This is a genomic window from Arenimonas sp., from assembly GCF_041913985.1.
In the GTDB taxonomy this organism is placed as follows: domain Bacteria; phylum Pseudomonadota; class Gammaproteobacteria; order Xanthomonadales; family Xanthomonadaceae; genus Arenimonas.
The window spans coordinates 17,138-38,531 of sequence record NZ_JAYSEG010000030.1; the positions used below are offsets into that span (position 1 = coordinate 17,138).

At 69.6% G+C, this 21,394-nt stretch carries 19 protein-coding genes; 10 read left to right on the forward strand and 9 right to left on the reverse strand.

Annotation, left to right across the window (positions count from 1 at the left end; translation table 11 throughout):
• Positions 1-179: 179 nt before the first annotated feature.
• Complete coding sequence (locus tag ACE3Q2_RS10490; RefSeq protein ID WP_374473978.1) at positions 180-446, forward strand: hypothetical protein; 267 nt, start codon at positions 180-182, stop codon at positions 444-446.
• A 953-nt stretch (positions 447-1,399) separates the two neighbouring features.
• Positions 1,400-2,059, forward strand: coding sequence for a glutathione S-transferase family protein (locus ACE3Q2_RS10495; protein ID WP_374473979.1), 660 nt, complete (start codon positions 1,400-1,402; stop codon positions 2,057-2,059).
• On the opposite strand, the gene ACE3Q2_RS10500 is transcribed toward ACE3Q2_RS10495, so the two are convergent.
• From ACE3Q2_RS10500 to ACE3Q2_RS10520, 5 genes are all read right to left on the reverse strand, one after another.
• Positions 2,056-2,967 carry a hypothetical protein gene (locus tag ACE3Q2_RS10500; RefSeq protein WP_374473980.1) on the reverse strand — a complete coding sequence of 304 codons (912 nt, stop codon included), beginning with the start codon at positions 2,965-2,967 and terminating at the stop codon, positions 2,056-2,058. The two genes, ACE3Q2_RS10495 and ACE3Q2_RS10500, sit on opposite strands and share 4 nt — an antisense overlap.
• A gap of 92 nt (positions 2,968-3,059) precedes the next feature.
• Positions 3,060-4,082, reverse strand: coding sequence for an alpha/beta hydrolase family protein (locus tag ACE3Q2_RS10505; RefSeq protein WP_374473981.1), 1,023 nt, complete (start codon positions 4,080-4,082; stop codon positions 3,060-3,062).
• Between the two features lie 100 nt (positions 4,083-4,182).
• Positions 4,183-6,522: a serine hydrolase gene (locus ACE3Q2_RS10510; RefSeq protein ID WP_374473982.1), complete on the reverse strand. Its 2,340-nt coding sequence runs from the start codon at positions 6,520-6,522 to the stop codon at positions 4,183-4,185.
• A gap of 10 nt (positions 6,523-6,532) precedes the next feature.
• The gene (locus ACE3Q2_RS10515) at positions 6,533-7,903 is read right to left on the reverse strand and encodes an alginate export family protein (RefSeq protein ID WP_374473983.1); all 1,371 of its coding nucleotides are present in this window, start codon (positions 7,901-7,903) and stop codon (positions 6,533-6,535) included.
• Complete coding sequence (locus ACE3Q2_RS10520) at positions 7,900-9,315, reverse strand: MFS transporter (protein ID WP_374473984.1); 1,416 nt, start codon at positions 9,313-9,315, stop codon at positions 7,900-7,902. The genes ACE3Q2_RS10515 and ACE3Q2_RS10520 overlap by 4 nt, the downstream gene beginning before the upstream one ends.
• A 152-nt stretch (positions 9,316-9,467) precedes the next feature.
• Here ACE3Q2_RS10520 and ACE3Q2_RS10525 point away from each other — a divergent pair, with 152 nt between their 5' ends.
• The 4 genes from ACE3Q2_RS10525 (at position 9,468) to ACE3Q2_RS10540 (ending at position 12,408) form a co-directional block, all read left to right on the forward strand.
• Complete coding sequence (locus tag ACE3Q2_RS10525) at positions 9,468-10,361, forward strand: LysR family transcriptional regulator (RefSeq protein WP_374473985.1); 894 nt, start codon at positions 9,468-9,470, stop codon at positions 10,359-10,361.
• Between the two features lie 151 nt (positions 10,362-10,512).
• The gene (locus ACE3Q2_RS10530; protein ID WP_374473986.1) at positions 10,513-11,082 is read left to right on the forward strand and encodes an NADPH-dependent FMN reductase; all 570 of its coding nucleotides are present in this window, start codon (positions 10,513-10,515) and stop codon (positions 11,080-11,082) included.
• A gap of 79 nt (positions 11,083-11,161) precedes the next feature.
• The gene (locus ACE3Q2_RS10535; RefSeq protein WP_374473987.1) at positions 11,162-11,572 is read left to right on the forward strand and encodes a hypothetical protein; all 411 of its coding nucleotides are present in this window, start codon (positions 11,162-11,164) and stop codon (positions 11,570-11,572) included.
• 128 nt (positions 11,573-11,700) lie between these two features.
• On the forward strand, positions 11,701-12,408 hold the full coding sequence (locus tag ACE3Q2_RS10540; protein ID WP_374473988.1) for a transposase: 708 nt from the start codon (positions 11,701-11,703) through the stop codon (positions 12,406-12,408).
• 16 nt (positions 12,409-12,424) lie between these two features.
• On the opposite strand, the gene ACE3Q2_RS10545 is transcribed toward ACE3Q2_RS10540, so the two are convergent.
• A complete protein-coding gene (locus ACE3Q2_RS10545) occupies positions 12,425-13,087 on the reverse strand; it encodes a response regulator transcription factor (RefSeq protein ID WP_374473989.1) in 663 nt (220 codons plus the stop codon).
• A gap of 2 nt (positions 13,088-13,089) precedes the next feature.
• Positions 13,090-15,051 (reverse strand): acetate--CoA ligase, encoded by a 1,962-nt coding sequence (gene acs, locus ACE3Q2_RS10550; RefSeq protein ID WP_374473990.1) that lies wholly within the window; start codon positions 15,049-15,051, stop codon positions 13,090-13,092.
• A gap of 204 nt (positions 15,052-15,255) precedes the next feature.
• Here acs and ACE3Q2_RS10555 point away from each other — a divergent pair, with 204 nt between their 5' ends.
• The 4 genes from ACE3Q2_RS10555 to ACE3Q2_RS10570 all read left to right on the forward strand — a co-directional run bounded on the left by ACE3Q2_RS10555 (position 15,256) and on the right by ACE3Q2_RS10570 (position 19,057).
• Positions 15,256-16,590 (forward strand): DcaP family trimeric outer membrane transporter, encoded by a 1,335-nt coding sequence (locus tag ACE3Q2_RS10555; RefSeq protein WP_374473991.1) that lies wholly within the window; start codon positions 15,256-15,258, stop codon positions 16,588-16,590.
• Positions 16,591-16,613: 23 nt separating this feature from the next.
• On the forward strand, positions 16,614-16,883 hold the full coding sequence (locus ACE3Q2_RS10560; protein ID WP_374473992.1) for a DUF4212 domain-containing protein: 270 nt from the start codon (positions 16,614-16,616) through the stop codon (positions 16,881-16,883).
• A 3-nt stretch (positions 16,884-16,886) separates the two neighbouring features.
• On the forward strand, positions 16,887-18,659 hold the full coding sequence (locus ACE3Q2_RS10565; protein ID WP_374473993.1) for a sodium:solute symporter family protein: 1,773 nt from the start codon (positions 16,887-16,889) through the stop codon (positions 18,657-18,659).
• A gap of 98 nt (positions 18,660-18,757) precedes the next feature.
• Positions 18,758-19,057 (forward strand): hypothetical protein, encoded by a 300-nt coding sequence (locus tag ACE3Q2_RS10570; RefSeq protein ID WP_374473994.1) that lies wholly within the window; start codon positions 18,758-18,760, stop codon positions 19,055-19,057.
• Positions 19,058-19,251: 194 nt separating this feature from the next.
• Here ACE3Q2_RS10570 and ACE3Q2_RS10575 read toward each other — a convergent pair whose 3' ends face one another.
• On the reverse strand, positions 19,252-20,796 hold the full coding sequence (locus ACE3Q2_RS10575; RefSeq protein ID WP_374473995.1) for an SDR family NAD(P)-dependent oxidoreductase: 1,545 nt from the start codon (positions 20,794-20,796) through the stop codon (positions 19,252-19,254).
• 189 nt (positions 20,797-20,985) lie between these two features.
• Positions 20,986-21,321: a hypothetical protein gene (locus ACE3Q2_RS10580; RefSeq protein WP_374473996.1), complete on the reverse strand. Its 336-nt coding sequence runs from the start codon at positions 21,319-21,321 to the stop codon at positions 20,986-20,988.
• Positions 21,322-21,394: the final 73 nt, after the last annotated feature.

The window sequence follows — 21,394 nt, forward strand, 5'->3', positions numbered from 1 at the left end:
CCGCTTTAGCCGCGCTGGTGGCCTTCTATCGCTTACCCTGCCCGGGAAATAAAGAAATGAGGTGGATTCTATCTTTGGCCCTAGTCGCGTCAGCAGCGGCCAATGTCTTGCTTACCTTTCGTCTGCTCGATGCGAGCGCTACCCAGACTGACATGGGAGACTCGATCCAGATGAATCGAGTGGCGTTGCTGCAGTGCGTTGCCGTGACGAACGAGTTCCTTGATTCAGGGTCCCGTAGAGAGGCGCTTATTTCAACGGCGAAAGCGGTCAGCGGTGTCGACTCCACGTTCTCGAACGACGGTCACTTCTGGATTGGTTCCTTTGGGATGGACTTCGACGCAAATGGAAGACTCATCTCTGTTGCCGAGTGGGGGTCCGTGTACGATCAGATACAAGAGAGAAAACACTGGGTCGCGGCTCACGACCCGCTCCCGTACTGCAACTAATCTGCTTGAGGCCGGGAACGAAAGCCTAGGGCAGCAAGGTCAGCTTCCGGCCCAATTCGGGCATCGAGAATCCACAAAAGGTAGGCAACACAGCACATAGCTCTCCTGGAGGCGAACTCCGTAAAGTCAAACGGCGACGAAAAGCTGGGGCGCAGTTCAGACGCCTTCGGCGCCGCTTAAATCAAGGTGTTGGTATGGCGAAAATATTAATGGTAGCGATGCTCGCTGTAGCTCTGGTCACCGATGCCCGTGCACTGACGGTGCAGCCGGTTGAGCTCGACGAAATGGCCGCAGGGTCTGAGCATATTGTCGTCGGGAGAATTGAAGTGGGCAGTTAATCGATGGAGACTGTGGCATCCGTTACATCATCAGGGTGCAAGAGTCTTTTAAGGGGAAATTCCGGGAAGGGAGTCCGGTGTTATTTTCTAATGCGACGCCCATGACTATCGGTTCTAGTTACATTCTCTTTCTAGGAAAGGATCCCGCGAAATTCGCCCCGACCGAGTCCGCAACGACCTTCGGACCGGGTCAGTCGCCAGAGCGTACGAAACTGTGTGCGAAGAACAGGCCGCAGCTGACGGTAAGCGTCTGGGGCAATGGAGCGTTCAAAATCAGTGAAACATACGAAACGGCCGGACAAGTCGCTATTTTCGACGACTACATGGTGCGAATGCCGAGGGCGTTGGAGTCGCGGAAGCTCGATCTCGCTCGTCGCTACGATACTGATACGAACGTAGGATCTGTAGACTTTGACCTGCTTCGAAAGCACCTCAAGTCGCCCTTGCCAGCCCGGAGCGCGACTAATGATTGAGGTCGCCGCGTTCGACGCGGTTTGACCCAGAACTTCGCCTGGATGCGAGTTCTGCTCCTGGCTGGTAGCGGACGATGACCAACTGGATTCGCGCCTCGGCCAATAGGACGATGCGGGTACCCTCCCTATCAGGCCCACTTCGATGCTCCTCACCCTCTACGGCCACCCCTTCTCCTCCTACACCCAGAAGGCGCTGATCGCGCTTTACGAGAACGGCACGCTCTTTGAGTTCCGCTGCATCAGCCCGGATCACCCGCAGAACGCCGCCGAGTGGCTGGCGCGGTGGCCGCTGCGCAAGTTCCCGCTGCTGGTGGATGGCGAACGCGAGGTGGCCGAGACCAGCGTCATCATCGAGTACCTGCAGCTGGCGCACCCCGGGCCGGTGCCGCTGCTGCCGGCCGACCCGATGGCGGCGCTGGAGGTGCGGTTCATGGACCGCGTGTTCGACCTGCACGTGATGTGGCCCGTGCAGGACGCCGTGCGCGGGGCCATGACCGGCGACGCCGGCAAGCGCGAGGACGCGCTGGCGGCGGCGGTGGAGAAACTCACGCTGGCCTACGACTGGCTGGAAACCCGCCTGGCCGGGCTCGCCTGGGCCACCGGCAACGACTTCACCCTGGCCGATTGCGCGGCGGCGCCCTCGCTGTTCTATGCCGACTGGGTGCATCGCATCGGCGAGCAATTCCCCGTACTGCGCGCCTACCGAACCCGCCTGCTGGCGCGGCCCTCGGTGGCGCGCGCCGTGGACGAGGCGCGGCCCTACCGTCACCTCTTCCCGCTGGGCGCGCCCGATCGCGATTAGTCAGCGGGAGGCCTGGCCGCGCGGCGTGCGGCCGCCATCAGTAGCTCGACCTGCGCCTCGCCCGGCCAACCGGTGACGGCTTCGACCACTTTCCCGTCACGCAGGAAAAGGAACTGGGGCGTCGCCCAGTTCGACACGAAGGCCCAATCCGCCGGCCTGTCGACCAGTACGTGCGCAAACGCCGGGTGCCGGGTATTCCACTGAGCCACCCGCGCAAAGCGCAGCTTCCCGAAGGTGGGCGCCAAGTAGACGCGGTTTGCAGGCAGCGCGTCGCCCAGCGCCGGGTTGGCTTCGATGGCAGCCATGGCAGCGCGCGAGTACCCGCAGTCGGGGTGTGATACGACGACCAGCGAGAGGCCTTTGCCGGCACCCAACGATTCACGGACGACGACGTTCTCCGCGGGCAACGGACGCAGGTAAGAGGGGCCGTGCTGCAGACCGTCTCCCATCCGCACCTCTGGCAGCGTTTCTAAGGGCGCCTCCGGGAAGCGACGGGCAAAATCGCGCGCCTCATCCCAGTTTCGAGCCGCCACCAACGCGCCGTGGAAGTCCACCAGGTCCTGTTCGCTGGCCGCGGACCGGTCCAGCAACTCCTCGACGATGTCCCGGTGCGCGTCGGGCCGCGCACCGGCGAAATAGAAGTTCGCCACATGCGCATCCATGGCAAGCGACCGCAGCGCCTCCAGTGACAGGCCGCGAAGCCCCCCGGGCTGCTGGCGCACGCGCTCCATCAGGGCATCGAAACGCGGCAAGGCGGACTTTGCCTGATCGAAGCGGGTGCGGCCATCCTCGACGTAGGCCGCGAATTCGCCGGGCGCCATGGCGCCGGAAACCTCGCCGGCAACCGACGCGCCCAGCGCGCCGGATGCCATGAGCGCCAGTATCAGCGGCAGGAACTTTCCGGTCATGTCGAGGCGGGCGTGGGCAGGTCGTATGGCCAGATGTTACCGCTGCCCACGCAGGGGGCAAAGACGCACCCGAACGCGACCAAGAGCGCGGCTCAGCGCGTGCCTTGCCTCGGCATCGCCTTGTCGAAGAACGCCAGCACGCTGGCATTCATGGCCGCGTGCGCCGCGGCGCGGTCGAAGCCTTCGCCGTCGCGGCACAGCGCCGGCGGGCCGATGAGCCCGCAGGGCGGCAGGAACGAGAGGTGCCCGGCGCCGGCGACGCGGTGCGATTCGGCGCGGCCGGCGAGCTCGTGTTCCACCACCGCGGCATTGGTTTCGTAGGGCACGGCTTCGTCCTTCTCGCCGCTCCATACCTGCACCGGGATGGCCACGTCGGCCAGGCCGCCGTTGGCGAAGGTGAAACCCAGGCCCGGCGCCGCGACCACGGCGGCCCGCAGGCGCGGGTCCGGCAGGAATTCACCGGCGCCGTCGGGGCCGTCCACCAGCGGCGAACCCGTGGCGCGCAACACGTCGCAGATGAACTCCGGCGACTGCGCGCAATGCGCGGGAATGGCGGCCATATCCGGGCGGCCGCCAGCCAGCGTGAGCACGGTGAAGCCGCCCGCCGAGAAGCCGAACGCGCCCACGCGCGTGGCGTCCACGTGGCCGGCGTCCTTCCAGCCCTTGAGCGCGAAGTCCACCGTGGCGCGCAGCTGCGCGGCGCGCTGGCTGAAGAGCGCCGGCGAACCCTGGCGGCTGGCGTCGGCGAAGTTGTCGCCGGCGTGCGTGGGCGCCATCACCACGTAGCCGGCGCTGGCCAGCGCCAAAGCCAGGTCGGTGTGGCCGAAGGCGCTGCCGCTGTTGCCGTGCGACATCACCACCAGCGGCAGCTGGTCGCCCTTCACCGGCCCGTCCTTGGCCACTTCCAGCAGCTGCGCGCCGATCAGCGTGGTGGGCCAGGCGCGCGCCGTGGTCGGGTACCAGATGGCCACGGCCACCGGCCCGTCGGGTGTTTCCACCCGCGCCAGCTGCTGGCCCACCGGGTTTTCGGAACGGCGCGCGCCGGCCACCAGCACCACCGCAAGCACGAGCACAAGCACCGCAAGCGCGGCGGCGATTCGCTTCAACCACTTCATGGCGTCCTCCAGGGGACAGGGATGGGGCACGGTAGCACCGGGTTCGAACCGGGGCTCAGGGCCGGAAGGCAGGGGGAGACCGGGTTCCCGGCGCGCGTGTTCATGGCGTGTTGGGTTCCGCGATGCGACGCGCCAGGTTCAGCCCGCCGGGGAAACGCAGTTCGATCTGTGCCGCGGGTCCGTCGGCGGCGTCCTGCGGCGGCAGCGCCAGCCGCATGCCGCTGTCGGGCGACACCAGCTCGCGCGCGCTGGTGGCCACCAGGTCGCGGCGTTGCCGTCCCTCGCGCGACCAGGTGAGCGAACCGCCGGCGTGCACCGTCACTTCGAAGCGCTCGGCCGGGAAGTCGACCAGCTCGTACCGCCCCGTGAAGCGCGCGGCGATGGCCGGCGTCATGGCGATGGCCGCGGCGTGTTCGGAGGGCATCGGGTCCGGCCAGCCATGCGTGTCGGCGATGGCGCGCGCGATCTCGTAGGCCAGCGTCATGCCTTCGTCGGCATTGGTCATCACGGTGGCGCCCTGGCAGGTGTCCGGGAACATCAGCCACAGCGTGCGGAAGCCCACCGGCGCGCCGGTGTGGCTGAACCTGCCCGGCTCGCCCGCGGGCGACACCTCCACGCCCAGGCCCCAGGCATCCGCCTGGCGGCGCAGCATGTCGGCGGCGGTGGCCTGGCGCAGCAGCGCGCCGGGTTCGCCGCGCAGCGAACGCACGAGCGCGATGGCGAAGCGCGAGAGATCCGTTGGCGTCGTCCACAGGCCCGCGGCCGCCTGCTCGGGGTAGATGCGCCAGCCACCCGGGATGGGCCGGCCGTCGGCCAGCATGCCGGTGGCGGCGCGGGCGCGGCGCGCGGCGTCGGCCGGCGGCAGGTAGCTGCTGTCGGCCATGCCCGCGGGGCGCAGCACGCGTTCGCGCAGCGCGTCGGCGAAAGGCTGGCCCGAAGCGCTCGCCACCAGCTGCTGCACCAGTACGAAACCGCCGCCGGAATAGCGCCAGCCGGAACCGGGTGCGTGCTCCACCCGAATGGCATCGGTGTTGGCCGGCGGCGCGCCTTCAAACACCTGGCGCAGGCTCGGAACGGCGCTGCCCTGCGCGTAGCCCTTGAAGCCTTCCACGTTCAGGCCGGCGGTGTGCGTGAGCAGGTGGCGCAGGGTGATTGGCGCCATGCCGGCCGCAGGAACACGCGGCAGGCGCCAGCCTTCGAGCAGCGGCGTGACGTCGGCATCGAGCGGCAAGGCGCCCTGCTCCACCAGACGAAGTGCGCCGGCGGCGGCCACCACCTTGCTCACCGAGCCGGCCTGGAACAGCGTGCTTTCGTCCACCGCGCGGCCGTCGGGATCGGCATGGCCGAAGCCGCGCGCGTCCACCACGCGGCAACCTTCCACGATGGCCACGCCCACGCCCGGTACGCCGTAATGCCGCAGGCGCTGTTCAATGCTGAAGCGCTGCGGTGCGCCGCCGTCGAGCAGCACCTTGCGTCGCAGGGCGTCGGCGTAGTCGGGACGGTCGGCGGCGTGCGCGTCCTGCGTCGCGGGCAGGCTGGCGAAGCAGAGCAGCAGCGCGACGGCCATGGGAGCAACGGCTTTCGCCTGGCGCGCCGAACACGACCACGCCAGCAGGAGCACGGCCAGCAGCCCCGCGATGGCGATGAATCCCGGCACGCTGGCTTCCAGGCCGAACGCGCCGCCATGCCAGGCCATCCGCGTCGCGTCGGCCACCGGCACCCAGGCGCTGTCGCCCGCGTGGCCACTCACGCCGAAGCCCAGCACGGGGCCCTGCAGGAGATTCAGCCCGAAGTGCAGCGCGATGGGCAGCGCCAGCGAGCGCGTGGCCAGGTAGGCCGTGCCGAACACCAGGCCGGCGATGAAGATGTTCGCGCCCGCCAGCCACTGCAGCTCGCCCGCACTGGCCAGGCCCTGCGAATGCGTGAGCACGAAGTAGGCCGCCATCAGCGGCTGCGCCAGCCAGGCGCCGACGCCGTCCACCAGTCGCTGGAAGACGAAGCCGCGGAACACCAGTTCCTCGAGCGCCGCCACCACCAGGCAGGCCACCGCGCCCTGCCAAAGCGCCTGCAGCGACGCGGCGCCCGGCTGCCAGTGCACGGCACCGGCCAGCCACGCGGCCATGGCCACCGCGCCCCAGGTGACGGCGGCCAGCGCCAGGCCCAGTGGCACGCCGCGGGCCCAGTCGCGCGGCCGGCCCAGCAGGGTGGCGAAGCGTTCGCGGCGCAGGCGCAGGCACAGCGCCGTGGCCACCAGCACGAGCACGGCCTGCACCGCCGGCGACACGCCGGCCGGCCCGCCGGGCAGCACGGCACTGGCGGCGACCAGCAGCGCCGCCAGCATCAGGAAGAACGCCAGGATCCACCATCCGTTCCGCAGCCGCCCCGCGGCATTGAAGAACGCGAGGCGCGGCGCGCGCAGGGCCAGGGTCAGGGCGGTCATGGGCAATCCCTCAGTAGCGCCAGGTGAGATCGAGGAAGGCGAAACTGGACGAACCGTGGCCGGCGCGGCGCAGCACGGCGCCGGCGTGCAGGTGTTCGACGGTGAGGCGAAGGGTCAGGCGCGGGTCGGGCCGCCAGCTGCCCTGCAGGCGCAGCAGTTCGCCCACGTGCCGGCCGGGCGCGTGCTGGGTGCCAGCGTAGGCGCGGGTGGCGGTGGCATACAGGGCGTCTTCGGCCGACATGCGGCGCACGTGGCCGATTTCGCCGCTGAAGGTGGTGCGCGGCGTGGGCGACAGCGACACGCCGGACGCCAGGATGGCCACGTTCGACAGCGCCAGCAGCTGGCCCTCGGAAACGTAGCTGGAGCTGGCGTAGAGCGGGTGGAAACTGCGCACGGTGCCGCTGCCCCAGGCGCCGCCGCCGGACGCCAGGTCGAGGCGTGCGGTGAGGCGCGGCTTCCAGCCGGCGTCGGACAGCGCCAGGCCTCCCACGGCGAACAGGCCCCAGGCATCGATGGCGCGGTTGCCGACGGTGGTTCCGGCCTGCCGCGCCAGCGTGGCGTCGAACTTCCACGCAGCGCGGCTGCCCCAAACGCGCAGGCCGGTAGTGTTGCGGGCGTCGCGGCCGGGCTGGCCGGCCACGCGGTACGCGGGCTGCGTGCTGCGGAACCAGAACGGCTCGAGGTAGGTGGCGCTGCGTTCGCCGAGCACGAAGCCAGCGTTGAGGCCGCGCAGGGTTTCGCGCGGGTCGACGACGTCGTCGAAGGCGCCGGTGCCCAGGCGCGTGGCGCGCAGGTCGAAGGCGCCCAGGCGCCAGCGGCGGCCGTGCACGTACGCGCGCAGGCCGTTCCAGCTGCGGTGCAGGTTGGGGCCATCGCTCAGGCTCAGCAGCTGGCGCGGGCCGTCGGCGAATCCCTGGCGCCCGGCCATCACGCCGGCCAGCGTGTTGCCCACGGGGCGGCGCAGTTCGACGAACAGCTGCTGCACCGAGAGCGCGTTGCGGAAGTTGGCCGGCGCGGCGTCGCGGCCGCCGTCCACGTCGCCAACGGCGAGTTCGCCGTAGACGCGCAGCGCGGGCAGTGGCCGCCAGTCGGCGCCGAACTGGGCGCGCAGCTGGCCCTGGTCGGTTGTGCCGGCGGCGCGGCCCGGGGCGTCGTGCCAGGCCGCCTGGCGCAGGCGCAGTTCGGCGCGCAGTGCCAGCGCGGAATCGCCGGGCAGCGGTTCGGCCCAGCGGCTGGCCATGTGGCCGTCGCCGAGGGAAGGGCCCCAGCCTGCCGCGGGCTGCGGATACGGATCGACCGGTGTCGTCGTTGCGTTCGCTTCGGGCAACGGCGACAGCAGCAAGGCGGACAGCAGCAGCGCGAGGCGACGCGGCGTGGTCATGCGCGTTCTCCCTGCACCGCCGCGGCGGCGCGAACCGGCGCCAGCGTCATGGCAAAGGCGATGGCCACCAGCAGTCCGCCCACGGCGAAGGCCACGTGCGTGCCCTTGGCGATGGCGGCGGCGTCGGCGGCCGCGAGGCTGGCGGCGCCGGTGGCAGCCAGGAACACCGCACCCATGGCCGAGGCGCCGGTCACCAGGCCCAGGTTGCGCGCGAGCGTGAGCAGCGCCGACACCAGGCCGCGCCGCTCGGGCGCCACGGCGGTGACCACGGCGGTGTTGTTGGCCGCCTGGAAGATGGCGAAGCCCGCGGTGGTCAGCACCAGCGGCAGCACGTAGGCCGGCACGCCCAGCGAGAACGGCAGCGCGGCGAAACCGACGCAGCCGGCCGCCATCGACGCCAGGCCCAGGCGCAGCACGCGGCGGCTGCCGAAGCGGTCGACGGCGCGCCCGGCCGGCACGCCCAGCAGCGCGGCCACGGCGGGGCCGGCGGTCATCACCAGGCCCACCGCGGCGGGCGCCAGGCCCAGCGCGCGCGCCAGGTGGAAGGGGCCGACCACCAGCGTGGTCATGGCCACCACGTTCACCAGTGCGGCCATGGCGAAGCCCGCGCCGATGCCCGGCTCGCGGAACAGCGCGAAGCGCAGCAGCGGCGCGGGCGAACGCACTTCCACCGCGAAGAAGGCGCCGGCCAGCACCAGCGACAGCAGCAGCAGGGCCAGGCGCAGGGTGCCCGGCGTGCCGTGCGGCAGCGTCATGGCGAGGGCATAGGCGGCGAGCGCGGAGGCGAGCAGGGCGGCGCCCGGAAGATCGAAGCTGGCCGGCGCCGCGGTGCGCGCGTCGGCTGGCAGGTGGCGCGCGGCGAAGGCGAAGGCCACCAACCCCAGCGCAGCCGTGGCCAGGAAGATCGCCGGCCAGCCGAAGGCCGCCACCAGGCCGCCGCCCAGCGACGGGCCGAGCGCGGTGCCCACGGCCGACATGGTGCCGAGCAGGCCCATGGCGCGGCCCGACTGCGACTTCGGCACGGCGTCGCCCACGAGCGCCATCGACAGCGCCATCATCACGGCGGCGCCGAGGCCCTGCACCACGCGCGCGGCCATCAGCCAGGCCAGGCTGCCCGAGGCCGCCGCCAGCGCGGAGCCGAGCACGAACACGCCGATGCCGGCCAGCATCAGCCGGCGGCGCCCGAACTGGTCACCCAGCCGGCCCACCACCACGAGCGCGGTGGTGACGGCCAGCAGGTAGGCCAGCACCACCCACTGCACGGCCTGGAAGGACGCGGCGAATTCGCGTGCGAGGGTGGGCAGCGCCACGTTGGCGATGCTGGTGCCCAGCGACGAGAGCAGCATGGCCAGGGCGAGGCTGGCCAGGCGCCAGGGGGTGTCGGGGGAGGTTCGGGTGGAAAGCTGGTTCACGGTGGACTCGGACGGGGCGCGGCGGGGATCGCGGCGCTTGGCGGGGCCATCGTCCGCCCGGCTTTGGCATGGCGGAAGGCGCACGGGTTGCAATCCATTCGTGCATGGGACGCCATGTCTGCCTGGTTTCGTGGTAGACCATGCTCATGGCCATGCCCGACCTGAATTTGCTGGTGACCCTGGACGTGCTGCTGACGGAAGGCAGCGTGGTGCGTGCGGCGCAGCGCCTGCAGCTGAGCGCGTCGGCGATGAGCCGCGCGCTGGCGCGGCTGCGCGAGGCCACCGGCGACCCGCTGCTGGTGCGCGCCGGCCGCGGGCTGGTGCCCACGCCGCGCGCGCTGGAACTGCGCGACCACGTGCGCCGGGTCGTGGGCGACGCCGAGGCGGTGCTGCGCCCGGCGCTGAAGCTCGACCTGCCCTCGCTGGAGCGCAGCTTCCGCATCCGCAGCAGCGAAGGCTTCGTGGAAACCTTCGGCCCGCGGCTGATCACGCAAGTGGCGGCCGAAGCGCCCGGCGTGCGGCTGTGGTTCGTGCCCAAGCCCGACAAGGACAGCACGGCGCTGCGCGAGGGCAGCGTGGACCTGGAAACCGGCGTCACCAGCCGCAGCATGGGGCCGGAAATCCACACGCTGGGGCTGTTCCAGGACCGCTTCATCGCCGTGGTGCGCAAGGGCCACCCGCTGGCGAAGGGGCGCGTGACGGCGGCGCGCTACGCCGCGGCGGCGCACGTGCTGGTGTCGCGGCGAGGGCTGGAAACGGGGCCGGTGGACGAGGCGCTGGCGCAGCGCGGGCTGGTGCGGCGCGGTATGGCCACGGTGGGCGGCTTCGCCTCGGCCATCGCGCTGGCGGGGGCTTCCGACCTGGTCGCCACGGTGCCGGAACGGCACACGCGGCGCCTGTGGAAGGGCCTGCACGGCTTCCCGCTGCCGTTCGAGGTGCCCGGCTTCACGGTGTCGCTGTTCTGGCACCCCCGCATGGACGCCGACCCGGCGCACCGCTGGCTGCGCGGTGTATTCGCGCAGGTTTGCCGGGCCGCAGCGAGCTGAACCAACTGAACCAGGTTGATTTTATTGAACCAGGTTCATTTCTTGGTGCGGCCACCGCTCCCGCCGGCGCTTCCAGCCTGGCGGCGCCGGGGCGGCTGGACGCGGCGGAAGGGCGTATGGTTTCAGCACCATCCCTTCCAGGAGTACCGCCATGTCCCGGTTCAAGGTGGGTTACCTGATCGGCAGCCTGTCCAGCCAGTCGATCAACCGCAAGCTCGCGAAGGCGCTGATCCGGCTGGCGCCGGAGGGCATGGAATTCCACGAGATCGCCTTCCGCGACCTGCCGCTGTACAGCCCCGACTACGATGCCGATTTCCCGCAGGTGGCGCTGGATTTCAAGGCGGCCATCGCGGCGTCGGACGCGGTGCTGTTCGTCACGCCCGAATACAACCGATCCATCCCGGGCGGGCTGAAAAACGCCATCGACTGGGCGACGCGGCCCTACGGCACCAACTCCTTCGCGCGCAAGCCGTCGGCGGTGATCGGCACCTCGCCCGGCGCGATCGGCACGGCCATCGCGCAGCAGAGCCTGCGCGGCGTGCTGGGCTTCTGCAATTCGCCGCAGATGACCTCGCCCGAGGCCTACATCCAGTTCAAGCCGGGGCTCATCACCGACGACGGCGAAGTGACGGTGCCCGGCACCGCGGACTTCCTGCGCAACTACATGGCCGAGTTCCACGCCTTCATCGGCCGCGTCCTCACCGTCCTCCCCCGAACCTGAACCCGGCGAACCAGGTTGATTTTATTGAACCTGGTTCGCCGGGTTCAGCTTCCACGTTGTTTCCTTCGATGGAGCGCCCATGAACGCCTACTTCATTGGCATCGCGCTGGCGCTGTTCGTCTGGCTGTTCGCACGAATCGTAGGGCTGGACCGGGACCGCGCCTTCTACCCCACGGTGCTTGTCGTAGTGGCGAGCCTTTATGACCTGTTCGCAGTGATGGGCGGCTCGACCGAAGCGCTGGTGGCCGAGCTTGCCGGAACGGCGGTATTCGTGGCCTTCGTGGTGGTAGGTTTCCGACGCAACCTGTGGTTCATCGTGGCCGGCCTGGCGGGGCATGGCGTATTCGACCTCGTTCACCCGGGCCTGGTCGACAACCCGGGCGTACCCACCTGGTGGCCTGCGTTCTGCCTGGCCTACGACGTTACGGCCGCCGCGGGCCTGGCGTGGCTCCTGCACCGCCGCCTGCTGCCCGCCAGTGAACCAGGTTGATTTTATTGAACCAGGTTCATTTCTTGTAACAAACGCGTGGGAGTTCGGACCTTGGTCCGACGCGATCACGGAGCCCGCGGCTCGGTCCACACGGGTGAAATGGCCACCCGTGCCTCGAGATCGCTCCCATGCCCGCCATTCCGCGACTGGACCTGGCCCACATCCCGAACCACATCATCCAGCGCGGGGTGAACCGCGCGCCCTGCTTCGTGCACAAGGCCAACTACTGGAAGTACCTCGACGAGCTGAAGCTGGCGGCGAAGGAAACCGGCTGCCAGGTTCACGCCTACGTGCTGATGACCAACCACGTGCACCTGCTGGTCACGCCCACGAGCGATGGCGCCACCAGCCGCATGATGCAGCAGCTCGGCACGCGTTACGTGCGTTACTTCAACGCCTGCCACCAGCGCACCGGCACGCTGTGGGAGGGGCGCTTCCGCTCCTGCCTGGTGAGCTCCGACGACTACTTCCTGGCCTGCCAGCGCTACATCGAACTCAACCCGGTTCGCGCGGGCATGGTGCCGCACCCCAGCCTGTACCGCTGGTCGAGCTACCACTACAACGCCCAGGGCAGGATCGACCCGCTTCTGAAGCCGCACCCGGTGTACCTGGCCCTGGCGCGGGAAGCCACCGAGCGCTGGCGCGCTTACGCGGCGCTGGTTTCGGAAGGCATCACCGACCAGCAGCGCGACGCCCTCACCCGCTGCACGAACCAGGGCCGCGCCTGGGGCAGCCCAGCCTTCCAGCTGCAGGTCGGTCGCCTGCTCGGGCGGGTGGCGCGGACGCGGGCAAGGGGTCGCCCCCAATCCGCGCGCCAACGCCGCACAATAAAATGAACCTGGTTCAATAAAATCAACCTGGTTCGCTTGGTTCAGGATCCACCGCCAGGCGGCCGGCCATCAGGACGGCCTGGGTGCGGTTGCTGGCGCCGAGCTTGCGCAAGATGGCGGTCATGTGGGCTTTCACCGTGGCCTCGGAGACACCGAGGGCGTGGGCGATCTGTTTGTTGAGCAGGCCGCCGGCCAGCATGCCCAGCACGCGGAACTGCTGAGGCGTCAGCTCGGCCAGGCGGCGCGCCACCTGGGCTTCCTCCGGGTGCAGCCCCTCGACGGCGTCGGCCTGAAGCGGTGCCCAGTGGCCGCCTTCCAGCACCGCGGCAATGGCTTCGCGGATCGTGGCCGGGTCCGACGATTTCGGGATGAAGCCGGCGGCGCCGTGTTCGAGCGCGCGGCGCACCACGCTGGCTTCCTCGCGCGCCGACACCACCACGATGGGCAGCTGCGGCTGCACCGCGCGCAGGTGCACCAGCGCGCTGAAGCCGTGCGCGCCGGGCATGTTCAGGTCGAGCAGCAGCAGGTCGGCCTCGGGGTGGACCTCGGCGCTGGCGAAAAGCGCGTCGGCGCTGTCCGACTCCACCAGCCGCGCCTCTGGAAGCAGCTTCGACACCGCGCCCTTGAGCGCCTCCCGGAACAGCGGATGGTCGTCCGCCACCAGGATGGTGGGCGCTGGCGACATGCTCAGCGCACCTGGCGTTCGCGCACCAGCGACTCCACCACGCCCGGGTCGGCCAGGGTGGAGGTATCGCCCAGGCCGGCGCGGTCCACGCCTTCGGGGCCGGCTTCGGCGATCTTGCGCAGGATGCGCCGCATGATCTTGCCGCTGCGGGTCTTGGGCAGGCCCGGCGCCCACTGCAGCCAGTCGGGCGCTGCGATGGGGCCGATCTCGTGGCGCACGTGCTGCACCAGTTCCTTGCGCAGCGCCTCGGTGGGCTCCACGTCCGCCTTCAGCGTGACGTAGGCATAGATGCCCTGGCCCTTGATGTCGTGCGGCGCGCCCACCACCGCGGCCTCGGCCACGGCGGCGTGCGCCACCAGCGCGCTCTCCACCTCGGCGGTGCCCATGCGGTGGCCCGAGACGTTGATCACGTCGTCCACGCGGCCGGTGATCCAGTAGTAGCCGTCGGCGTCGCGGCGGCAGCCGTCGCCGGTGAAATACATGCCGGGGTAGGTCTTGAAATAGGTGTCGATGAAACGCTGGTGGTCGCCGTACACGCTGCGCATCTGGCCGGGCCAGGAATCCTTCAGCACCAGGTTGCCCTCGGTGGCGCCTTCGAGCACGCGGCCCTCGGCGTCCACCAGCGCCGGCTGCACGCCGTAGAACGGCAGCGTGGCCGAGCCGGGCTTGGTGGCCACGGCGCCCGGCAGCGGCGAAATCAGGATGCCGCCGGTTTCGGTCTGCCACCAGGTGTCGACGATGGGGCAGCGCTCCTCGCCGACGACGCGGTTGTACCACTCCCAGGCCTCGGGGTTGATGGGCTCGCCCACGGTGCCCAGCAGGCGGATGGAGCTGCGCTTGCTGCGCTTCACCGGGCCGTCGCCCTCGCGCATCAACGCGCGGATGGCGGTGGGCGCGGTGTAGAAGATGGTTACCTGGTGGCGGTCGCACACTTCCCAGAAGCGGCCCGGGTCCGGGTAGGTGGGCACGCCTTCGAACATCAGCGAGGTGGCGCCGTTGGCCAGCGGCCCGTACACCACGTAGCTGTGGCCGGTCACCCAGCCCACGTCGGCGGTGCACCAGAAGACGTCGTCTTCCTTCAGGTCGAACACGCATTCATGCGTGTAGCTGGCCCAGGTGAGGTAGCCACCGCTGGTGTGCAGCACGCCCTTGGGTTTGCCGGTGCTGCCCGAGGTGTAGAGGATGAACAGCGGGTCTTCCGCGTTCATCGGCTTCGCCGCGTGCGTGGCCGGCTGCGCGTCCACCACGGCGTCGTACCAGCGGTCGCGCGGCATCTGCATGGGCACGCCGCCGCCGGTGTGGCGCACCACCAGCACGGTTTCCACGGTGTTGGTGCCGGGCTTGCGCAGGGCCTCGTCCACGTTGGCCTTGAGCGGGATGGTCTTGCCGCCGCGCAGGCCCTCGTCGGCGGTGATCACGAGCTTGCTGGCGCAGTCGGCGATGCGGTTGGCGATGGAATCGGCCGAAAAGCCGCCGAACACCACCGAGTGGATGGCGCCGATGCGCGCGCAGGCCAGCATGGCCACCGCGGCCTCGGGGATCATGGGCAGGTAGATGGTGATGCGGTCGCCCTTCACCACGCCCAGCGATTCGAGCGCGTTGGCCAGGCGGCAGACCATGCCGTGCAGCTCGCGGTAGGTGATGCGGCGCGGCGGCGTGGCCGGGTCGTCGGCTTCCCACAGGATGGCCACCTTGTCGCCGCGTTCGGTCAGGTGGCGGTCCAGGCAGTTCACGCTGACGTTGAGTTCGCCGTCGGCGTACCAGCGGATGTGGAAGTCCTTTAGGTCGTAGCTGGTGTCCTTGGCCCGGGTGTAGGGCCTGTCCCACTGCAGGCGCCGGCCCACCTTCGACCAGTAGGCCTCCGGGTCGCGCACGGAGGCGGCGTAGTCGCGCTCGTAGTCGGCGCGCCGGATGGCGGCGGCGGCCTCGAAGGCCGGGGGAACGGGAATGATGCGCTCGGACATGGGGGCTCCTGCGGCCCGGGGCCGCGCGGGTTCATTACAAGATTACTCGCCTGCCAGCCATTCTGGGGCAGCGCCCCCGCCGCCCAATTAGACCTTCGTCTAAACCCGCCCCGCCTTCGACCAATGGGTAATGGCCCCTGCCCCGGGGCCGCCACAGACTCGGCCGGCCAACGTGGCAACGGTCCGAATTCCGGGAGGGGAAGGATGAACCGATTCAACCTTAAACAGCGGTCCGCGCTGTCGCTCGCCGTCTTGCTGGCGATCGCGGCGCCGGGCCAGGTGCTGGCGCAGGACGCCGGTGCGCAGGACCTCGAGGCGCGCATCGCGCAGCTCGAGCAATTGGTGCAGGGGCTCAAGAGCGAGCTCGAGGCGCAGAAGGCCGCGGCCGCCGCGGCCCAGGCCGCGAAACCGGCACCGCCGGCGCAGCCCATCCAGGCCACGGCGATCATGCCGGGCGCCAACCCGGGCACGCGCTTCAGCTTCGGCGGCTTCATCAAGCTCGACGCCATGATGACCGACACCAGCGACGGCGAGATCGCCGACAGCTCGGCCGGCCGCCTGTTCTACCTGCCCAGCGCCACGCCAGTGGGCGGCGTGGCCGAGGAGTCGCCCGACTTCGACGCCCACGCGCAGTTCTCGCGCGTGTGGTTCGGCGCCGACACCGACCTCGACGGCCACAAGCTCAAGGCCTACCTCGAGATGGACCTGTTCGGCGGCGCGCTCGGCAACGAAATCGCCACCAACACCTATGGCGTCACCATTCGCCACGCCTACGTGGCCTGGGACAAGTGGATGGCCGGCCAGACCTGGTCGAACTTCCAGGACGTGGCGGCGCTGCCGGACGCGGTGGACTTCATCGGCCCGACCGAAGGCACCATCTTCGTGCGCCAGGCCCAGCTGCGTTACACCAACGGCCCGTTCTCGGTGTCGCTGGAAAACCCCGAGACCACCTTCACCGGCTACCTCAACAGCGCCCGCGGCTCGAGCGACGACAACTCGGTGCCCGACCTGACCGCGCGCTGGCTGCACAAGGCCGACTGGGGCCACTTCACCATCGCCGGCCTGGTGCGGCAGCTGAAGGTGGAAACCGCCAGCACCAGCGAGAGCGACACCGCCTTCGCGCTCAGCGTCTCGGGCAAGTGGAACCTGGGCGCCAACGACGACATCCGCTACATGGCCAGCGCCGGCAGCGGCATCGGCCGCTACCTTGGCCTGGGCCTGGGCCCGGACGCCATGGTGGCCGCGGACGGTTCGCTCGACGCGCTCGACGGCTACGGCGGCTTCATCGCCTGGCGCCACGCCTTCAGCCCGAAGCTGCGCGGCAACGTGTTCTATTCGATGGCGCAGTTCGACAATAACCCGCTGGTGACCGGCCTGGCCGTCACCGAGTCGGCGCGGTCGTTCCACGCCAACCTGATCTACTCGCCGCTGCCCAAGGTGGACCTCGGCGCCGAGCTGATCTGGGGCAACCGCGAGCTCGAGAGCGGTGCCGACGGCGACATCCGCCGCCTGCACATGCACGTCAAGTACAGCTTCTGACCCTGCGCCGGGAGGCCAGACCAATGACAAGTCCCATTACCGAAGAGCGGCGCAAGGAGTACTGGCGCCGCACGCTCCGGATCACGGCGATCCTGCTGTCGATCTGGTTCGTCGTGACCTACGTGGTGATCTTCTTCGCGGTTCCGCTGAACGAGTTCACCTTCCTTGGCTTCCCCTTCGCCTTCTACATGGGCGCGCAGGGGGCATTGGCCATCTACGTGGTGCTGATCGTGTTCTATGCCTGGTACATGAACCGGCTGGACCGCGAATTCGGCGTGGCCGAGGAGGGCTGACCCATGTCCGGTGATTTCGTAAGCCGACTTCCCAAGATCTACGGCATGTACACGGGCGGCTTCATCGCCTTCGTCATCGCGCTCGCCATCGGCGAGCAGATGGGCATGCCCAACGCGTGGATCGGTTACGTGTTCATGGCCGCCACCATCGGCCTGTACGCGATGATCGGCATCATGAGCCGTACGGCGGAGACCGACGAGTACTACGTCGCCGGCCGCCGCGTGCCCGCGCTCTACAACGGCATGGCCACCGGCGCCGACTGGATGTCCGCGGCCAGCTTCATCGGCATGGCGGGCACCCTGTATGCGCAGGGTTACGACGGCCTGGCCTTCGTGATGGGCTGGACCGGCGGCTACGTGCTGGTGGCGCTGTTCCTGGCGCCCTACCTGCGCAAGTTCGGCCAATACACCATCCCGGACTTCCTGGGCACGCGCTACGGCGGCAACCTGCCGCGCACCATCGGCATCATCTGCGCCATCACGGCCAGCTTCACCTACGTGATCGCGCAGATCTACGGCGCCGGCATCATCACCAGCCGCTTCCTGGGCATCGACCTGGCCACCGGCGTGTGGGTCGGCCTGATCGGCGTGCTGGTGTGTTCGCTGCTGGGCGGCATGCGCGCGGTGACCTGGACCCAGGTGGCCCAGTACATCATCCTGATCATCGCCTACCTGGTGCCCGTGGTCTGGCTGTCGATCAAGGTCACCGGCAACCCGGTGCCGCAGCTGGCCTACGGCGAGGTGCTGCAGCAGATCGGCACGCTCGAGCAGCAGCTCGGCGTCACCGCCGGCCACGCCACGCCGTTCGTGAAGAACGACATGGTCAACTTCATGGCCCTGACGTTCTGCCTGATGGTGGGCACGGCCGCGCTGCCGCACATCCTGATGCGCTTCTTCACCACGCCCAGCGTCAAGGAAGCGCGCAAGTCGGTGGGCTGGAGCCTGTTCTTCATCTTCCTGCTCTACTTCACCGCGCCGGCCTACGCGGCCTTCGCCAAGCTCGAGGTCTATTCCAACGTGATCGGGCAGTCCATCGCCACGCTCCCGGCCTGGGTGGCCTCGTGGTCGAAGGTGGGCCTGGTGTCGATCTGCGACGCCACCAACGCGATGGAAGTGGTGAAGGGCTGCGCGGCCAACGGCAACGGCGACGGCATCCTGCAGCTGGCCGAGCTGGTGCTCAACGCCGACGCGATCGTGCTGGCCACGCCGGAAATCGCCGGCCTGCCCTACGTCATCGCCGGCCTGGTGGCCGCCGGTGGCCTGGCGGCGGCGCTGTCCACGGCCGACGGCCTGCTGCTGACGATCTCCAACGCGCTCTCGCACGACGTGTACTACAAGATGGTGAACCCGAACGCGTCGGCCAAGAAGCGCCTCACGGTGGCCCGCATCCTGCTGCTGGGCGTGGCGGCCGTCGCGGCCTACGCGGCCTCGCACGCACCGGCGACCATCCTGTCGATCGTGGCCTGGGCGTTCTCGATCGCGGCGGCGGCGTTCTTCCCCGCGCTGGTGCTGGGCATCTTCTGGAAACGTGCGAACCGCGCCGGCGCGGTGGCCGGCATGCTGGTCGGCTTCGGCCTCACGCTGTACTACCTGGTCAACGTGAAATTCCTGGGCATGACCCCGTGGTTCGGCATCAAGGACGTGTCGGCCGGCATCTTCGGCATCCCGCTCGGCTTCCTCACCATCATCGTGGTGAGCCTGCTCACCAAGGAGCCGTCGCAGGAGGTCAAGGACATGGTCGAGGACCTGCGCTACCCGCGCCTGGCCAAGGGCTGATCGGCCCGCCGCGTCCTTCCTCCCCGAAGGGCGCGGCTTCCGCGGCGCCGGTGCCCCCAGCACCGGCGCTTTTTTCTTTCCTTCGCTAGAATCAGGCCATGCTGACCGCCTACACCCTGCTGCAATACCTGCTGGCCGTGCTGATGTGGACCCTGGTGGGTCGCGGCCTGCTGCGCGTGATGATCCCCGGCGACCCGATGCGCAACCCGGTCTACCGCCTGTTCACCTGGGCGCTGTGGCCGGTGCTGGCGCCGCTGCGCGCCACCCTGGGCCGCGTGGTGCCGCATTCGCACCTGGGCTGGTACGCGCTGTTCGCCCTGCTGGCGCTGCGCGTGGGCCTGTACATGCTGTTCTACAGCCAGGGCTGGCTGGTGCTGCCCGCGAAGGCCGGCCTGTAGGAGCGGGGGGAACCCCCGAAGGAATGGCGCGATACCTGGCGGGAGGAGGCCCCCCGACCAAGGGGTGGTCGGGACCACTGAGTGGGGGGGGGGGTCAGGCCCGCCCCGCGGGGCGGTGGGGGCCGCCGCCCCCCCCCCCTCCCCCCGCCCCCCCGCCGCGCCCCCCCCCCCCCGCTCCTACAAGGGGATCTTCGTTACCAGTCGGTGGGGCGGTAGTCCTTCAGGAACTGGCCCCACACGTGGTGGCCGGTGTTGAAACCGTCGATGATCGGGTCGACGATGCGCGCCGCGCCGTCGACGATGTCCAGCGGCGGGTGGAAGCGTTCCTCCTTCGTCTTGCGCGCCGCGATCTCCACCGGGTCCTCGTCGGTCACCCAGCCGGTGTCCACGGCGTTCATGTGGATGCCGTCGCCGTGGTAATCGGCGGCCGAGGTGCGCGTCATCATGTTCAGCGCGGCCTTGGCCATGTTGGTGTGCGGGTGCCGGGTGGTCTTGAAGTTGCGGTAGAACTGCCCCTCCATCGCCGACACGTTGACGATGTGCTTGTCGCGCTCCGGCGTGCGCAGCATCAGTGGCTTCAGGCGCGCGTTGATGATGAAGGGCGCCACCGCGTTCACCAGCTGCACTTCCAGCAGCTCCACCGACGGCACCTCATGCATCTGAAGGCGCCAGGAGTTGCGGCCGCGCAGGTCCACCTGCTGCAGGTCCTGGTCCAGGCGGCCCTCGGGGAACAGGTGCTGCTGGCCCAGCAGCTCCTCGGCCAGCAGCGGCACCTGCGACAGTTCGGCCGAACGGGCGATGCCCGGCGCCTGGGCGCCATGCGCCAGCGCGTTGCCGTCGGGCACCAAATCGTACCCGCGCAGGCCTTCGTAGCTGCCCAGAAGCTTGCGCACGTGCGCGGGCATGTCGGAATGCGCGGCGGTTTCGCCGGCGATCATGTGCGCGTAGAAGGCCGGCGGGCGGCGCACGGTCTGGCAGGCGTTGTTGATGATGAAGTCGAGCCGGTCGCGGGTGGCCAGCAGGGTCTGGCAGAAGGCCTCCACGCTGGGCGTGTGGCGCAGGTCCAGGCCGAACACCTCGAGCCGGTGGCCCCACTCGGCGAAGTCGGGCTCCTCGGCGTAGCGCGCGGCGGAATCGCGCGGGAAGCGCGTGGTGACGATGAGCGAGGCGCCGGCGCGCAGCAGCTTCAGGCCGGCCTGGTAGCCGATCTTCACCCGGCCGCCGGTGAGCAGGGCCACGCGGCCGCGCAGGTCGGCGGTTTCGGTGCGCTTGTGGAAATTGAACTCCGCGCAGGCCGGGCACATCTGGTCGTAGAAGTGGTGGATGCGCGTGTACTTTTCCTTGCACACGTAGCAGTGCTGCGGCTCGATGGTTTCGCGCGCGGGGTCGTCGGTGATGTGGTCCACCGGCGCCTTCGTGGGCGGGAAGTAGTTCGGCGTGGAGAACACCGGCTTGCTGCGCAGTTCGCGGATGCCGGTGGCGTTGAGCACCGCGTCGTCGTGGGCGTTCTTGCGCTGCACGCGCTCGCGCCGGGCCTCGCGGCGGCGCTTGCGGTGGTCGAGCGGGTCCGGGTTGTGGAAGCGGTTCACCGCCGCCTTCAGGCGCTTTTGCTCGGCTTCGGGCAGGGCTTCGAACGCGGCCTTGTCGGCCGCCACGGTTTCCAGCAGTTCGGCGGCGGCGCGCAGGCGCTCGACGAGGGACTGGCCGCCCTCGGGCGGAGTCGGGGAAGAATCGTTCATGGGGAAGATCGGAAAGCCGGCGCGGCCGCGCCCAAGGCCGCCATTCTCGCAGGAACCGCGCGCCCTTGTAGGAGCGGCTTCAGCCGCGAAGCCCTTCGCGAGAAGCTTCGCGGCTGAAGCCGCTCCTACAAAGGCAGAATGGGCCCGCCGAAGCGGGCCCGTTCGGGGTCACGGCGGGGCTTGGGGCGGTCAGTTGCTGGAGGCGATGCAGTTGATGAGGGTCTGGTCGGTGATGGTCCATTCCTCGCCGCCGCACATGTCCACGTTGCGCAGCTCGCAGGTGTCGCCGTCCTCATCGATCATCTTCACGTCGTAGGTGTCGCAGGCCACGCCGCGCAGGGTCAGGGTCTGGCCGCTGCGCAGGATGTCGTCGTCGAGCTGGTCCTCGCCCCACTCGCTGGAGTCGCTCGAGGACACGTAGAGCCGGTGGATGTCCCAGCGCGACTCGTTGATGATCACGAAGTTGGCGGCAAGCGCCGTCGAACAGGCGGCGGCGAGCGCCGCGGCCAGGTACCAGCGTTTCATGGTGTTTCCCCTGTTTTCGGCCCCGGGACCTCCCCAGGACCCGCCACCACTTCAGCACCGGGGCGTGACGAAG

Excerpts from the sequence above, each read along its gene's own strand:
- ACE3Q2_RS10530 (WP_374473986.1), top strand. The coding sequence starts at position 10,513 with ATGTCCCGGTTCAAGGTGGGTTACCTGATCGGCAGCCTGTCCAGCCAG.
- ACE3Q2_RS10570 (WP_374473994.1), top strand. The coding sequence starts at position 18,758 with ATGCTGACCGCCTACACCCTGCTGCAATACCTGCTGGCCGTGCTGATG.
- ACE3Q2_RS10535 (WP_374473987.1), top strand. The coding sequence starts at position 11,162 with ATGAACGCCTACTTCATTGGCATCGCGCTGGCGCTGTTCGTCTGGCTG.
- ACE3Q2_RS10555 (WP_374473991.1), top strand. The coding sequence starts at position 15,256 with ATGAACCGATTCAACCTTAAACAGCGGTCCGCGCTGTCGCTCGCCGTC.
- ACE3Q2_RS10495 (WP_374473979.1), top strand. The coding sequence starts at position 1,400 with ATGCTCCTCACCCTCTACGGCCACCCCTTCTCCTCCTACACCCAGAAG.
- ACE3Q2_RS10560 (WP_374473992.1), top strand. The coding sequence starts at position 16,614 with ATGACAAGTCCCATTACCGAAGAGCGGCGCAAGGAGTACTGGCGCCGC.
- acs (WP_374473990.1), bottom strand. The coding sequence starts at position 15,051 with ATGTCCGAGCGCATCATTCCCGTTCCCCCGGCCTTCGAGGCCGCCGCC.
- ACE3Q2_RS10565 (WP_374473993.1), top strand. The coding sequence starts at position 16,887 with ATGTCCGGTGATTTCGTAAGCCGACTTCCCAAGATCTACGGCATGTAC.
- ACE3Q2_RS10515 (WP_374473983.1), bottom strand. The coding sequence starts at position 7,903 with ATGACCACGCCGCGTCGCCTCGCGCTGCTGCTGTCCGCCTTGCTGCTG.
- ACE3Q2_RS10510 (WP_374473982.1), bottom strand. The coding sequence starts at position 6,522 with ATGACCGCCCTGACCCTGGCCCTGCGCGCGCCGCGCCTCGCGTTCTTC.
- ACE3Q2_RS10575 (WP_374473995.1), bottom strand. The coding sequence starts at position 20,796 with ATGAACGATTCTTCCCCGACTCCGCCCGAGGGCGGCCAGTCCCTCGTC.
- ACE3Q2_RS10505 (WP_374473981.1), bottom strand. The coding sequence starts at position 4,082 with ATGAAGTGGTTGAAGCGAATCGCCGCCGCGCTTGCGGTGCTTGTGCTC.
- ACE3Q2_RS10540 (WP_374473988.1), top strand. The coding sequence starts at position 11,701 with ATGCCCGCCATTCCGCGACTGGACCTGGCCCACATCCCGAACCACATC.
- ACE3Q2_RS10545 (WP_374473989.1), bottom strand. The coding sequence starts at position 13,087 with ATGTCGCCAGCGCCCACCATCCTGGTGGCGGACGACCATCCGCTGTTC.
- ACE3Q2_RS10525 (WP_374473985.1), top strand. The coding sequence starts at position 9,468 with ATGCCCGACCTGAATTTGCTGGTGACCCTGGACGTGCTGCTGACGGAA.
- ACE3Q2_RS10580 (WP_374473996.1), bottom strand. The coding sequence starts at position 21,321 with ATGAAACGCTGGTACCTGGCCGCGGCGCTCGCCGCCGCCTGTTCGACG.
- ACE3Q2_RS10500 (WP_374473980.1), bottom strand. The coding sequence starts at position 2,967 with ATGACCGGAAAGTTCCTGCCGCTGATACTGGCGCTCATGGCATCCGGC.